The following is a 12,431-nucleotide window of genomic DNA, read 5'->3' as shown; positions in this document are numbered from 1 at the left end:
CCGTCGATCTTGTAGAAGTCGCCGTTCACCCGCGCGAAGATCTCGGCGAAGGGGGCGCCGTGGTCGCCCGACGTGCTCGAGGGGAGCTGCTCGCAGAGCTGCTTGGCGTCGGCGTCGTCGGCATCGACGAAGAGCTGCACCCGGCCGCCGTAGATGATCGCGTCGTTGGTGCGGCCCATCGCCCTGATGAAGTCCGGGTGCTGCGGCGAGAGCGGCGCCGAGCCGATCCCGTCCACGACCGCGTGAAGGTCGAAGCCGACCGTGTGGGCCTTGTGCAGGGCCACCTCCAGGACGCGGGCGACGACCTGCGTCGCCCCGGCGAGGCTCTGCGTCGGTGCGAAGATGAAGGTCAGGTCCTCCGGACGGAGTCCCGTCGCCTCGGCCACTCGGGCGACGACGCCGGCCGGCGGGCCGCTCGCGGCCTCCAGCACCAGGGCGGTCCGGCCGGCCGCGTCGCGGTAGCCGAGTTCCGCGTAGAGCCCCTCGACCGCGGCCAGGGCCCGGCCGGGGCCGGAGCCCAGCGCGAAGAAGCCGGAATCGCCGTCCTCGTCGGCGAGCGACCAGCCGGCATACTGGCTGCCGAGGCAGGCCAGCACCGGGTCGGCGGCGTGGACGACCACCGAGTACGGCCAGGACGGGACCGGCCCCGACGGGCTGATCGTGACGGTGCCGAGCCCGCCGAGGCAGATCTCGGCGATGCGGCGGCCGGCCTCGATCGAGCCGCGGGCGGAGGCGCCGGCATCGACCATGCGCGCGCCGCCGGGGCCCTGCGTCACGGACAGGCGCAGGGCGTCCGCGTCAGCGACGAGGCGCTCCACCAGCGGCATCGCGAGCGCGTTGAGGCTCGGCTGCTTGGTGCTCATGTTGGTGCTCATGGGCTTCCTCCCCGGACAGGCGGTCGCCGAGATCGGCGATCCGCGTCCGCAATGCCTGTCGTGCCGCCGCCGCGTCCGCCCCCGTCGCCAGGACCGTGCAGAGCGGCGCGTCCCGCGCCACGGCCGTCCCCGCGCGGGGGCGGTCGCGCACGTGGTCCGGCCAGTCGATCGCCGGCACGGGCCGGTGACCCCGCGCCGCGTAACAGATTGCGGCGGCCGCCGCATCCTCTGCGGGCGTCCCGATGTCGGGCGCCGCGCCGAGGCACGCCGCGACGTGCGCGGCCAGCAGCGGCACGCCGCGCCGGTCGAGCACGTCGAGGGTCGCGCCAGGGCGCGGGTTGATCTCCGTGAGCCACCAAGCGTGTCCGTCGCAGAGGAAGTCGGCGCTGGCCAGCCCGCGCAGCCCGGTCGCGCGCACGAGCGCCGCCGCGGCATCCGCGACCGCGACCGCGACCGCCGCCGGGACCGGCGCGGCCTCGCCGCGCGCCCTTGCCACGGCGCCGGCGTAGCGGAACGGGCGCAGCCGGGACGGCGCGCTCCACTGCTCGGTGAGCGCGAGGATACGCAGCCCCCGCCCGTCGGCGAGCACGTTCAGGGCGAAGGCGCGGCCCGGCACCCGGACCTGGAAGTAGGCGCCGCCGAGCGCCCGCCCGCGCGTCGCCGCGCGGACGTGGCCGCCGCCCGAGCCGCCCGCCCGCTTGAGCAGCCACGCGCCCGGGTCGTCCGGCGGCGCCCGCGTCACCGCCGGGTGCGGGATGCCGAGGCCGGCGCAGAGGGCGGCGAAGCGGAACGGGTGCTTCAGGGCGGCGACCGCCGCAGCGTCGGCGCCGATCAGCCGGTGGCGCCGCGCGATCGCGGCGATCAGGTCCGGCGCGGCCTCGAAGCCGCTGCCGAGCACCACGCCGAGCACCCGGCCGCGGCCGAGTGCTGCGAGTTCGTCGAGGCGGGCGAGCACCGCCGCGCCCGGCCGCCCGGAGCCGAAGCGGCCCCGGAGCGGGCGATGCGCCGCGGCGAGTTCGAGCGTGTCGGCATCGCCGAAGAGGTCGGCGACGAACGGGCGCAGGCCCGCCCGGCGCGCGGCCTGCGCCAGGGCGCGGCCGGACTGGGCCGCGATCAGGATCGCGTCGCCCACCGCCCGTCAGCCGGCAATCGCGACCGCGAGCGCGTAGGCGTCGCGGAAATCGAGGCAGAGCGGCGCGTCGGAGGCGAGCATGCGCCGGAACAGTTGCGTCTGGGTCCGGTACTTCACGTTGCCGACGGCGAGCGCACCGATGCCGACGCCGCGGCCCCCCGGCAGCGCCACGTCGACGGCGTTGACGTCGATGCCGGCGATGCCCGCCGGTGGCACGGCGTTGACGTCGGAGGCGACGAGGAGGCCGGGCGCCGCGCTGAGATCCTCGGCCGAGAGGATCGGGATGCCGGCCGGGCCCGCCGCGAGGATGACGTCGGCCTCCGCGATCGCCCTGCGGCGGTCGTGGGGCGTCGTGCCGTCCACGGCGCCGACCTCGATGCCGAAGCGCCACTTCATGGTGACGGCGATCTTCGAGACCCGCTCCTCGCCGTCATGCCCGACGAGCACGGTCCTGGCGCCCTCCAGCGCGCCGATCACCGCGGCGACGTAGGCGACGACGCCGGCGCCGCCGAAGATGACGATGCGCTTGTCCTTCAGCCCGGTGCCGAACCTGTCCCGCAGCGCGCGGGCGACCTGCGCGACCATCGCCGCGCCGGTGGTGAAGGAGCCGGCCGGATCGGCGAACAGGTGGTTGGCGAACGGCGGCACGAAGGCCCGCTTCGCCCGGTCCATCATGTCCAGCGCATCCTCGGCGTTCTTGCCGCCGATGAACAGGCCGGTCCGCACCCCGTCCCCCGGGCTGCGCGAGAAGATCGAATCCTGGGTCAGCGACGCCACGTCGGACAGGCTCACGCCGGTGTGGGTGACCACGGTCTCGAACCCGGCATCCACCGCCATGTTCACGTCGAACGGGCTCATGTGCCGGAGCGGCGTGAGCATGTGCAGGATCGAGCGGGCCATGGCGTTTCCCTCGTGTGACGCGCCGTTCCGCGCCGGTTCCCCGTCCAGGGCCGCAACCCGGCGCCGCGGTCAAGCGGGCTCGGCCGATCCGGCTCAGGCCGGGGCGATGTCGGCGCCGACGTTGCGCCCGCGCGCGACGAGGAAGCGCAGGGGCCCCGGCCGCTCCAGCCCGGCGACGAGGGCGCGGGCGTCCCGCTCCGAGGGCATCAGCGCGAAGCCGGTCGGCCCCCAGGAGCTCTGGCCGTAGCCCGCCACGCCCTGCGCGGCGACGTGGCCCAGCGCCTCGGCGACGGCGGGGCTGGCGTAGCGCCCGCCCTGGTGCGGCGCGAAGTGATCGCCGATCAGCCGCTGGATCGCGGTGATGCCGGCGCCGAAGCCCTCCGGCTCGGCGAGCACGACCCCCGGCAGCACCTGCATCAGCACGACCCGGCAGATCTCGGCGGCCTGGGCCTCGGGGAAGCGCGGCAGCGCGCGAAAGGCCTCCGCCTCGCGCGAACCATGGATGCCGGTGGCGGTCTCGTCGAGGATCAGCACGACGCGCCACGCCTCCGGGTAGGGCAGCCGGGCGATCACCGGCGGCGGCGCGCCGGTCGCGTCGCGGCCGCCGTCGACGATCAGGCCGCCCTCGGTGAAGGCGCGCAGCCCGACGCCCGAGCGGTTGCCGCGGTCGAGGGCGTTCGAGAAATCTTCCGCCGAGAACGGCCGGCCCGCGAGCCTGGCCAGGGCCGCGGCGACGCTCAGCCCGAGCTGCGTGCCCGAGCCGAAGCCGGCATGGGCGGGGATCACCGCCTCGATTCCGATCGCGACCGCCGCTGGCACGCCGAGATGGGCGGCGGCGGCGCGCACGTAGCCGCGCACGCGCTCCGCCTCCGGCCCCGCGACGGCCAGCGCATCCGAGGCGGTCGCGGTGAGCCGCAGGCCGGGCGCGTCGATGGCGAGCCCGATGCTACCGAAGCGGCGCCCGAGGCCGCCATGCAGGTCGAGGAAGCCGAAATGCAGGCGTGCCGGCGCGTGGACGCGGACGGATCGCGGCGGGCCGGCCTCGGCTCGGCTCAGGTCCGATGGCTCGGAGCCGAGCCCCTTCGGCCGCCCCCCCTCCGCCCTCGCCCCTTCGCCCCTGGCCATCGGCACGCCGCTTCGCCCTGCTGTCGCGGTGGCCGTGGCCGGCCGGCGCGGAAGCCGGCTTTTCCCATGGAGGAGCCCCGCGGAGCAACCGTCCGCCGCGTTGGGCTTCGGGCGACGGCCGCCGAATCCGGCGTGCAAGGGTTGCCTGCGCCGCGCGACCGATGCAAACGTGATTGCCCTGCAGGCATTCCGAACGTGGTCCGTGCCCCGTCCGGGCCGACCGGTCCGGCGCCGACCGCCCTTCGGGTGCCGCACGCTCCGGTCTTGCGGCAACGCTCTGCGAAGCGTCCGGGAAACGGTTCGGGTAAGGATGCATGGCCGCCTGGGTGAAGGGTGATGCGAGCGATGCGGAGGGGGCCGTCACGGCCGCCGCCGCCCTGCTCGCCGCCGCGCACGCGCCGGTCTTTGCCGGCCTGAACGCCGACGTTGCGGCGATCCGCGCCGCCCTCCGCCTCGCCGGCACGCTCGGCGCCTCCCTCGACACCCTGGGCGCTGCCGGAACCTACGCCGAACTCGGCGCGCTCAGCCGCGCGGGCGCGATGACCACCACGCCCGCCGAGGTCCTCGGCCGCGCCGACGTGATCCTCACGGTGGGCGGGAAGGCCCGGCATGCCGCGATCGTCGACGCCCTGCGCGCCGCTGCGCCGGCGCGCGGGCGCGCGGCCGGCTCCGACCGGCACGTCCTGGCCATCGACGCGGCGTCCGCGCCGGAGATCGCGCGGGCGATCGCCCACCTGCGGGCCTGCGCCAGGGGGCACCTGACCGACGATGCGGCGCTCAGTGACATCGCGCGCAAGCTCTACGGTGCCGCCTACGGCGTCGTCCTCTACGATCCGGCCGACCTCGGCGAGATCGGCGTCGAGATGCTGCAGGGGCTCGTGCGCGACGTGAACGCGGCGACGCGCTGCTTCACGCTCGCGCTCGGCGGGCCCGACCAGGACCGCGCCGTGGTCCAGGTCGCGGCCTGGACCACGGGCCAGGCGCCGCGCACCGGCTTCGGCCGCCGCGTGCCGGAGCACGACCCGTGGCGGTTCGACGCCGCGCGGCAGGTCGCGGCCGGCGAGGCCGACGCGGCGCTGTGGCTCTCGACGCTGCCGGCCCCGCACCCGTCCTGGCTCGGGCGCCTGCCCGCCATCGCCATCGTCGGCGCGGGCTCGCTCGCCGCCGCACCCCGGACGGCCGAGGTGGTCATCGCCGTCGGCGTGCCGGGCGAGGGCGCCGGCGGGGTGCTCTGGAACGAGGGCCGGGCGGCGCTGACCTACCAGGCCGGCGCCGGCGGCCTCGCGGCGGCGACCGTCGTCGCCCGCATCCACGACCGGCTGACCCGCGGGAGGGACGCCGCATGCTGATCCGGATCGTCGGCGGCCGGGTGATCGACCCGACCGCGGGGCGCGATGCCGTGGGCGACGTCTGGGTCGAGGACGGCCGCGTCGTCGGGCCGTCCGAGCGCGCGCCCGACCGGACGGTCGACGCCGTCGGCTGCGTCGTAATGGCCGGCGGCGTCGAGGTGCATTCGCACATCGCCGGCGGCAACGTCGTCACCGCGCGGCTGCTGCTGCCGGACCTCTACGTCAGCGAGACGGCGCCGGACGGCCATCCTTTCGCCCATGCCGGCGGGGCCGCCGCCTGGATCGGTGCGGCCTACGCGAAGATGGGCTACACGACCGCCGTGGAGCCGGCGATGCCGCCCGCGCACGCGCTCGCCACCCAGCTCGAACTCGCCGACATCCCGCTGCTGGACCGCGGCGCGCTCGCCGTGATGGGCAACGACGACCACCTCCTCCAGCTCCTGCGCGATGGGGAGAGCAGGGATGCCGTGCGCGACCTCGTGGCGCTCACCCTCGCGACGACGCGCGCGCTCGGCGTGAAGTGCATCAACGCCGGCGGCGCCTCGGCCTTCAAGGACGGCGCGCTCAAGCTCGGCCTCGACGACGAGATCCCCGTCTACGGCCTCAGCACGCGTCGGATCATGGGCTCGCTGCTCGATGCGGTCGAGGCTATCGGCGTGCCGCACCCGCTGCACGTCCACTGCAACAACCTCGGCCTGCCGGGCGCCGACGACAGCTTCGTCGCGACGCTGGAGGCGGCCGAGGGCCGGCGCATCCACTTCGCGCACGCGCAGTTCTACGCCTACGGCGTGGCCGACCCCGAGAACCCGGCAAGCGGCGGCTTCCGCTCGGCGGCGCACCGCATCGTCGAGGCGATCCACAGCCATCCGAACGCGACGCTTGATGTCGGACAGGTGGTGTTCGGCCAGACCGTGACGGTGTCGATGGACATCCTGCGCCAGTTCGGCGGCCGCAAGGGCGCCAAGCCGAACAAGTGGGTGCTGAACGCGGGCGATGCCGAGGGCGGCGGCGTGGTGCCGTTCCTGTACCGGCCGCGCGGGCCCACGAGTTCGCTGCAATGGGCGATCGGCCTGGAGATCATGCTGCTCTCGGACGCGCCCGAGCGCACGATCCTCACCACCGACCACCCGAACGGCGGCCCGTTCACCGCCTATCCGCGCATCATCCACCTCTTGATGGACAAGGAGGAGCGCGACCGCGAGATCGCGACGCTGCCGAAGGTCGTCCACGAACGCTCGTCGCTGCCGGGGATCGCGCGCGAATATTCCCTCTCCGAGATCGCCGCGCTGACCCGCTCGGGCCCCGCCAAGCTCCTGGGCCTGTCCGACCGCGGCCACCTGCGTGCGGGCGCGCGGGCCGACATCGCAATCTACCGCGAGACGCGGGACCGCACGGCGATGTTCTCGCGCGCCAGGCTGGTGCTCAAGGACGGCGTCGTCATCGTCGAGGACGGCGAGGTCGTGGACTGGCGCATGGGCCGCTCCCTGTCGCTCGCGGTCGAGGCGGACAGGGCGATGGAACGGCGCAGCGACGCCTACCTCCGGGACCGCTTCGGCCAGGGCCTCGACAGCTTCGCCGTGCCGGACGCCGCGTTCCCCGAGGCGGAGGTTTTCCAGGAGGTCGCATGCCGGGCCTGACGATCGCGGAGCTCCTCCCGCCCCTCTCCTTGGATCATCCGCTTCGCGCATCCGGGCGCCTGCCGCGTCGGTGGCCGCGCATCCCCTCGCCCCGCCTGCGGGGGGAGGGCCGCGACGACCTCGTCGTCGTCGCGGCGAGGCGGCAGCCGAAGGTGAGGGGTCGCGAACGGATAGGACTCTGCCGGCATCGCCCCCTCACCTTCGCTTCGGCTTCGCTTCCCGGCTGCACGACGGGGTGCAGCCGGGCCTCTCCCCGCCTGCGGGGAGAGGGGAGCGCCGCATCCGGCATCGTCGCTCTCCTCTCCCGCATCGGAGAGAGCGAAACGCGCATCGCTCGAAACCATCGCACGATGCGTGAGGATGGCTGAGATGGCCGACCTCATCCTCAACGGCATCCGCGTCGAGGACACCTTCGCCGAGGCGTTCGACGTCGCCGGCACCGCCATCGTCGTCACCAACGACACCGCGAAATGGGCGATGATCGCGGCGACCACGATGACCGGCTTCGCCACATCGGTGATCGGCTGCGGCGCCGAAGCCGGGATCGACGCCGAGCTACCGCCGGACGAGACCCCGGACGGGCGGCCGGGCGTGCGCATCCTGCTGTTCGGCTTCGAGCCGAACGGGCTCAAGGAGCAGCTCCTGAAGCGCGTCGGGCAGTGCATCCTCACCTGCCCCGGCACCGCGTGCTTTGCCGGCGTCGAGGGCCCCACGAAGATCAGGCTCGGCGGCGCGATCCGCTATTTCGGCGACGGCTTTGCCGTCGCCAAGCGCCTGCCCGACCACACGGGCGCGATGCGCCGCTACTGGCGCATCCCGGTGATGGACGGCGAGTTCCTGTGCGAGGATTCGGTGCGCGCCGTCGAGGGCGCGGTCGGCGGCGGCAATCTCCTGTTTCTCGGCCGCACCCATGCCGGAACCTTGACGGTGGCGGAGGTCGCCGTCGAAGCGGCCCGTGCCGTCCCAGGCGCGATCCTCCCCTTCCCCGGCGGCGTGGTGCGCTCGGGCTCGAAGGTCGGCGGCCGCACCAAGGGCATGATGGCCTCCACCAACGACGCCTATTGCCCGACGCTGAAGGGCCGCGCCGGCTCGGCGCTCCCGCCCGAATGCGGCGTGGTGCTCGAGATCGTCATCGACGCGCTGACCGCGCAGGGGGTGTCGGATTCGATGCGGGCGGCGCTGCATGCCGCGACCGCGGTCGGCGCGCGGCACGGCCTCGTCGCGGTCACGGCCGGCAATTACGGCGGCAACCTTGGGCGCCACCATTACCATCTCCGCGACCTCCTGGCCCGCGACCCCGCCGGACGGGAGACCGCCGCGTGAGCGTCCTCACCCTGCGGCAGGCCCCGCCCGAGCGGCTCGACTTCCTGAACATCGCACCGCTCGCCCTCTCGGCCCTGTCCCAGGCCGAGGCCGAGCGGCTTCCTGTCGGCACGACCCGGCGCGGGCTCGTGCTCGGCGACTGCTTCTCCGTCTCCCTCGACCGCTCCGACACCCTGACGATCGAGGGCGGCCACGAACGGCTCGACCGCGTCGGCGCCGCGCTCTCCGAGGGCGCGATCCGCGTCGTCGGCGATGTCGGGCAGCGCCTCGGCGCGGGCATGGCCGGCGGCACGCTGACCGTGTCGGGCTCGGCCGGCCCGTTCGCGGGCGCGGGCGCCACCGCCGGGACGATCACGATCGCGGGCGATGCCGGCGATCACGCGGGCGGCGCGGTCTACGCCGCCGGGGCCGGCCTCGACGGCGCGACGCTGATCGTCGGGGGCACGGCCGGCCGCCACCTCGGCGACCGCATGCGGCGCGGGCTGATCCTCGTCGAGCGGGCGGGCGACTACGCCGGTTCGCGCATGATCGCCGGCACGATCGCCGCGGGCTCCGTCGGCGACGATCCCGGCTACGGCATGCGCCGCGGCACCCTGCTCGTCGGCGCCCACGGCCGCCTGACCCCGACCTTCGTCGAGACCGGCTCCCACGACCTCGTCTTCCTGCGCCTGCTCGCGCGGTCCTTGCGGGCGCTGAGCCCGCACCACGCCGACCTCGCGGCCGGCCCCCTGCGGCGCTATTCCGGCGACCTCGCGACGATCGCCAAAGGCGAGATCTGGGCCGCGGCCTGACGATCCGCCGTCCGTGACCGCTAGAGCATTTTCCAGCGAGGTGGATGCCGGCTCGCGTTAAGAAAATGCGACGGCACAAGGAATTAGAGTGTTTTCCGTGATCCGAAGATCATGGAAAACACTCTAAGGCGGCGATCGGTCCGAGGCTGGTGCCTCTTTCCAGGCGCGGTGCCCCCGGCCTATCCTCAACCCCAACCCGGTCCGTCGAAGGCCGGGACGACGCTCGGCGCGCGAGGAAACCCGGCCATGCTGATCCTGCTCTCGGTCTGCCTGCTGTCACAGCCGGCGCAGTGCTATGAGGACCGCATCCCGATGTCCTACGAGGGGACGAACCCGTTCGTCTGCCTCCGCCACGCCCAGAGCGCGCTGGCCGCGTGGCAGGAATCGCACCCGGAGCTTCACGTCGCCCGCTGGCGCTGCGCCGTCCGGGGCACGCTGCCGAAGGACCTGTGACCGCGCCTTCCGGGCGCGCTCGAGCTGAACGGTTTTCGACGCGGCCGCTCGCCGCCGGTTCAGCCTACCCCGCGCATCCTCCTCGCCGCGATGGCCGCCGGCCATGCGTTCCGAGAGGACCGAACCCGTGCCGTTCCCCCGCTCTTGCCTCGCCGGGCTCTGCGCCCTGGCGCTCGCAGGCCCCGCCCGGGCCGCCGACTTCGACGGAGTCCACCTGCCGCCGCGACCGGATCACGGCGGCTACGAAGACCGCGAGCCTCTGCCCGAGCCGGCCTTCCGGCGTCCGCACTTCACCGCCGGCCCGAATTACGAGCCGGCGCCCGAGCCGTGCCGGGTGTTCGTGCGCCGCCGCATCGACGCGTTCGGCGAGGCGGTCGTGCGGCGGGTCCGGGTCTGCGACGAGCCCGCCGGCTATGCCGAAGGGCGGCCGCGCCGCCCGGTCTTCCTCGACGGGCCGCCGGCGGGCATTCCAGACGGATGGGGCGGCCCGCGCTGGTAGCGCGCCTCACGCGCGGATCGGCGTCTTCTTCAGGGCGGCGGCGAAGGCCTTCAGCTGGCGGTTGAGGTCCGCCAGCTCGTTCAGCGCGATGGTCTTGTGCCCGTCCCTGACGGCGCGTTCGATGTCCTCGACCTGCGAGGCGGCGAGCCGCCGGAGCGCGGTGGCGACTTGGTCACGGGTCAACGGCGCCACTCCCGGCACGACGCTTGGGGGATGCTCCGTGATAGGTCGGCGGGCTTAACCGTTGGTTCCCGCAAGGCCGCGCCCGCGGGCCGCCGGGCTGCGGCAGCCGGCCGTGATGCCGTAGGCTGCTGCCCACGGAAGCGGCCGCGGCGGATGTCGCCCACGCCGCATCCGGTCGTAGAGAGGGAACGCCTACGTCGCCGACATCGCGTCGGCCTTCTCGATCAGCGCCTCGGCCATGCGGATCGAGGCGATGTCGATCAGGCGGCCGTCGAGCGAGACGGCGCCGCGGCCGGCCTTGGCCGCCTCCTCCATGGCGACGAGGATGCGGCGCGCCTTGGTGACCTCTGCCTCGGAGGGCGTGAACACGTCGTTGGCGAGATCGATCTGGCTTGGGTGAATCGCCCACTTGCCCTCGAAGCCGAGGGCGGCGCAGCGGCGGGCGGCCGAGATGTAGCCGTCGGGGTCGGAGAAGTCGCCGAACGGGCCGTCGATCGGGCGCAGGCCGTAGGCGCGGCAGGCCACCAGCATCCGGGCCTGGGCGTAGAGCCACGGGTCCTGCCAGTGGGTGGCGCGCGCGCCCGCCGCGTCCTTGTCGGTGAGCACGCTGTAATCCTGGCTCACGCCGCCGATGACGGTGGAACGGGCCCGCGTCGAGGCGGCGTAGTCGGCCACGCCGAAGGACATCGCCTCCAGGCGCTTCGAGGACTGGGCGATCGCCTCGACGTTGGCCATGCCGAGCGCGGTCTCGATCAGCACCTCGAAGCCCAGCGGCTTCGTGCGCTTCTTGGCCTGCTCGATCTGCGTCACCAGCACGTCGATGGCGTAGACGTCGGCCGGCACGCCGACCTTGGGGATCAGGATCATGTCGAGGCGCGGGCAGGCTTCGACGATGTCGACGACGTCGCGGTACATGTAGTGGGTGTCGAGACCGTTGATGCGGATCATCATGGTCTTGGTGCCCCAGTCGATCTCGTTCAGCGCCTGGACGATGTTGGTGCGCGCGCGCTCCTTGTCGTCGGGGGCGACCGCGTCTTCAAGGTCGAGGAAGATCACGTCGGCCTTGGACTGCGCCGACTTCTCCATGAAGGTCGGGTTGGAGCCCGGCACCGCGAGTTCGGAGCGTTGCAGCCGCGGGGTGGCCTGCTGGATGAGGGTGAAGCTCATGGGGTGTCTCCTCCTGGATTCGTCGAGCGGGCGGCGCGCTTCGCGGCGCCGGCATCGGGGCCGCCCGAACCGTCTTCAACATGGGCCGGGCCGCACCGCGCGACAGGCCCGTGCGACCGTTTCCGTCAGCCGGTGGCGCCGAAGCCGACGGCGATGCAGTTGATCGAGAGCAGCAGGGCGGATTTCACCGCCTCGCGCTTGTCCTCGTCGGCCTCGGCGCGGAAGCGGCGCAGCAACTCGACCTGCTCGCGGCCGACCTGATTGATCGTCGGCAGGCGGCCCGTCAGCCGGTCGCGGAACAGCGGCGCGCGCTCGGCGAGGTCGCTCCCGCCGGAGATGCGCAGAACCATCGCGCAGGTGAGCGCGTATTCGGTCTCGATCATTCCGAAGATGCGGTCCCGGATCTCGGTATCGGCGACGAGGCCGGCATAGTCGCGCGCGATCGCGAGGTCGACCATCAGCAGCGTCTTCTCGACCTCGTCGAGGATCAGGCGGAACACCTTGCAGTCGTGGAACATGCGCCCGAGCAGCGCCTCGCCGTCGGGCCCGCGCACGTCGAGGAAGCTGCGGATGCCGGAGCCGACCCCGTACCAGCCGGTGACCACGTGCCGGTTCTGCGACCACGCGAACACCCACGGGATCGCGCGCAGGTCGCCGAGCGACGTGGTGCCGAAGCGCCGCGCGGGCCGCGAGCCGATGTTGAGCAGCGCGATCTCGTCGAGCGGGCTCGCCGCCTGGAAGTAGTCGACGAGCCCGTCGGCCTGGAGCAGGTTGACGTAGGCCGCCCGCGAGGCGCCCGACAGCGCCTCCAGCGCGTCGTCGAACTCGTGGCGCGGCTGGCCGGCCGTCTGCCGCTTGGATTGCAGGGCGTGCTCGAACACCGAGGCCGCGAGCAGCTCCATCTGGTAGGCGGCGGTGCCGCGGTTGGCGTACTTGAACGACACCACCTCGCCCTGCTCGGTGGTGCGGAAGCGGCCCTGGATCGATCCCGGCGGCT

Annotated in this window: 13 protein-coding genes; 6 read left to right on the top strand and 7 right to left on the bottom strand. The window is 73.8% G+C overall.

Features of this window, described 5'->3' with window-relative positions:
* The 4 genes from mch to ACFE86_RS17025 all read right to left on the bottom strand — a co-directional run.
* Window positions 1–875 (bottom strand): methenyltetrahydromethanopterin cyclohydrolase (gene mch, locus ACFE86_RS17040; RefSeq protein ID WP_375456518.1); only part of this gene is annotated, 875 nt, incomplete at its 3' end.
* Entirely contained in the window at window positions 799–2,007 is a 1,209-nt protein-coding gene (locus ACFE86_RS17035; RefSeq protein ID WP_375456517.1) for an ATP-grasp domain-containing protein, read from the bottom strand. The genes mch and ACFE86_RS17035, both read right to left, overlap by 77 nt.
* Before the next feature lie 6 nt (window positions 2,008–2,013).
* A complete protein-coding gene (locus ACFE86_RS17030; protein ID WP_375456516.1) occupies window positions 2,014–2,907 on the bottom strand; it encodes an NAD(P)-dependent methylenetetrahydromethanopterin dehydrogenase in 894 nt (297 codons plus the stop codon).
* Between the two features lie 93 nt (window positions 2,908–3,000).
* Window positions 3,001–4,032 carry a beta-ribofuranosylaminobenzene 5'-phosphate synthase family protein gene (locus ACFE86_RS17025; protein ID WP_375456519.1) on the bottom strand — a complete coding sequence of 344 codons (1,032 nt, stop codon included), beginning with the start codon at window positions 4,030–4,032 and terminating at the stop codon, window positions 3,001–3,003.
* A gap of 314 nt (window positions 4,033–4,346) precedes the next feature.
* On the opposite strand from ACFE86_RS17025, the gene ACFE86_RS17020 reads away from it, so the two are divergent.
* The 6 genes from ACFE86_RS17020 (at window position 4,347) to ACFE86_RS16995 (ending at window position 10,084) form a co-directional block, all read left to right on the top strand.
* Window positions 4,347–5,381, top strand: a complete 1,035-nt coding sequence (locus ACFE86_RS17020; RefSeq protein ID WP_375456515.1) for a formyltransferase — start codon at window positions 4,347–4,349, stop codon at window positions 5,379–5,381.
* Window positions 5,375–7,018 carry a formylmethanofuran dehydrogenase subunit A gene (locus ACFE86_RS17015; RefSeq protein ID WP_375456514.1) on the top strand — a complete coding sequence of 548 codons (1,644 nt, stop codon included), beginning with the start codon at window positions 5,375–5,377 and terminating at the stop codon, window positions 7,016–7,018. Before ACFE86_RS17020 ends, ACFE86_RS17015 begins: the two co-directional genes overlap by 7 nt.
* 369 nt (window positions 7,019–7,387) lie before the next feature.
* Complete coding sequence (fhcD, locus tag ACFE86_RS17010) at window positions 7,388–8,341, top strand: formylmethanofuran--tetrahydromethanopterin N-formyltransferase (protein WP_375456513.1); 954 nt, start codon at window positions 7,388–7,390, stop codon at window positions 8,339–8,341.
* Window positions 8,338–9,132: a formylmethanofuran dehydrogenase subunit C gene (locus ACFE86_RS17005; protein WP_375456512.1), complete on the top strand. Its 795-nt coding sequence runs from the start codon at window positions 8,338–8,340 to the stop codon at window positions 9,130–9,132. The genes fhcD and ACFE86_RS17005 overlap by 4 nt, the downstream gene beginning before the upstream one ends.
* Before the next feature lie 246 nt (window positions 9,133–9,378).
* The gene (locus tag ACFE86_RS17000) at window positions 9,379–9,585 is read left to right on the top strand and encodes a hypothetical protein (protein WP_375456511.1); all 207 of its coding nucleotides are present in this window, start codon (window positions 9,379–9,381) and stop codon (window positions 9,583–9,585) included.
* A gap of 127 nt (window positions 9,586–9,712) precedes the next feature.
* Window positions 9,713–10,084: a hypothetical protein gene (locus tag ACFE86_RS16995; RefSeq protein ID WP_375456510.1), complete on the top strand. Its 372-nt coding sequence runs from the start codon at window positions 9,713–9,715 to the stop codon at window positions 10,082–10,084.
* Between the two features lie 6 nt (window positions 10,085–10,090).
* Here the strand turns inward: ACFE86_RS16995 and ACFE86_RS16990 are convergent, their stop codons facing one another.
* The 3 genes from ACFE86_RS16990 to ACFE86_RS16980 form a co-directional block, all read right to left on the bottom strand.
* Window positions 10,091–10,267 carry a hypothetical protein gene (locus ACFE86_RS16990; RefSeq protein WP_375456509.1) on the bottom strand — a complete coding sequence of 59 codons (177 nt, stop codon included), beginning with the start codon at window positions 10,265–10,267 and terminating at the stop codon, window positions 10,091–10,093.
* A gap of 192 nt (window positions 10,268–10,459) precedes the next feature.
* Complete coding sequence (locus ACFE86_RS16985; protein WP_375456508.1) at window positions 10,460–11,434, bottom strand: HpcH/HpaI aldolase/citrate lyase family protein; 975 nt, start codon at window positions 11,432–11,434, stop codon at window positions 10,460–10,462.
* A 125-nt stretch (window positions 11,435–11,559) separates the two neighbouring features.
* Window positions 11,560–12,431 (bottom strand): phosphoenolpyruvate carboxylase (locus ACFE86_RS16980; RefSeq protein ID WP_375456507.1); only part of this gene is annotated, 872 nt, incomplete at its 5' end.

This window comes from uncultured Methylobacterium sp. (assembly GCF_964244095.1).
In the GTDB taxonomy this organism is placed as follows: Bacteria; Pseudomonadota; Alphaproteobacteria; order Rhizobiales; family Beijerinckiaceae; genus Methylobacterium.
The sequence above is the reverse complement of the archived record's forward strand: the minus strand, read 5'-3'. Positions and strand labels throughout refer to the sequence as shown.

What these genes read in the sequence shown, in the direction of transcription:
- ACFE86_RS17030 (WP_375456516.1), bottom strand. Translation starts at nt 2,907, where the DNA reads ATGGCCCGCTCGATCCTGCACATGCTCACGCCGCTCCGGCACATGAGC.
- ACFE86_RS17025 (WP_375456519.1), bottom strand. Translation starts at nt 4,032, where the DNA reads ATGGCCAGGGGCGAAGGGGCGAGGGCGGAGGGGGGGCGGCCGAAGGGG.
- ACFE86_RS17020 (WP_375456515.1), top strand. Translation starts at nt 4,347, where the DNA reads ATGGCCGCCTGGGTGAAGGGTGATGCGAGCGATGCGGAGGGGGCCGTC.
- ACFE86_RS17015 (WP_375456514.1), top strand. Translation starts at nt 5,375, where the DNA reads ATGCTGATCCGGATCGTCGGCGGCCGGGTGATCGACCCGACCGCGGGG.
- fhcD (WP_375456513.1), top strand. Translation starts at nt 7,388, where the DNA reads ATGGCCGACCTCATCCTCAACGGCATCCGCGTCGAGGACACCTTCGCC.
- ACFE86_RS17000 (WP_375456511.1), top strand. Translation starts at nt 9,379, where the DNA reads ATGCTGATCCTGCTCTCGGTCTGCCTGCTGTCACAGCCGGCGCAGTGC.
- ACFE86_RS16985 (WP_375456508.1), bottom strand. Translation starts at nt 11,434, where the DNA reads ATGAGCTTCACCCTCATCCAGCAGGCCACCCCGCGGCTGCAACGCTCC.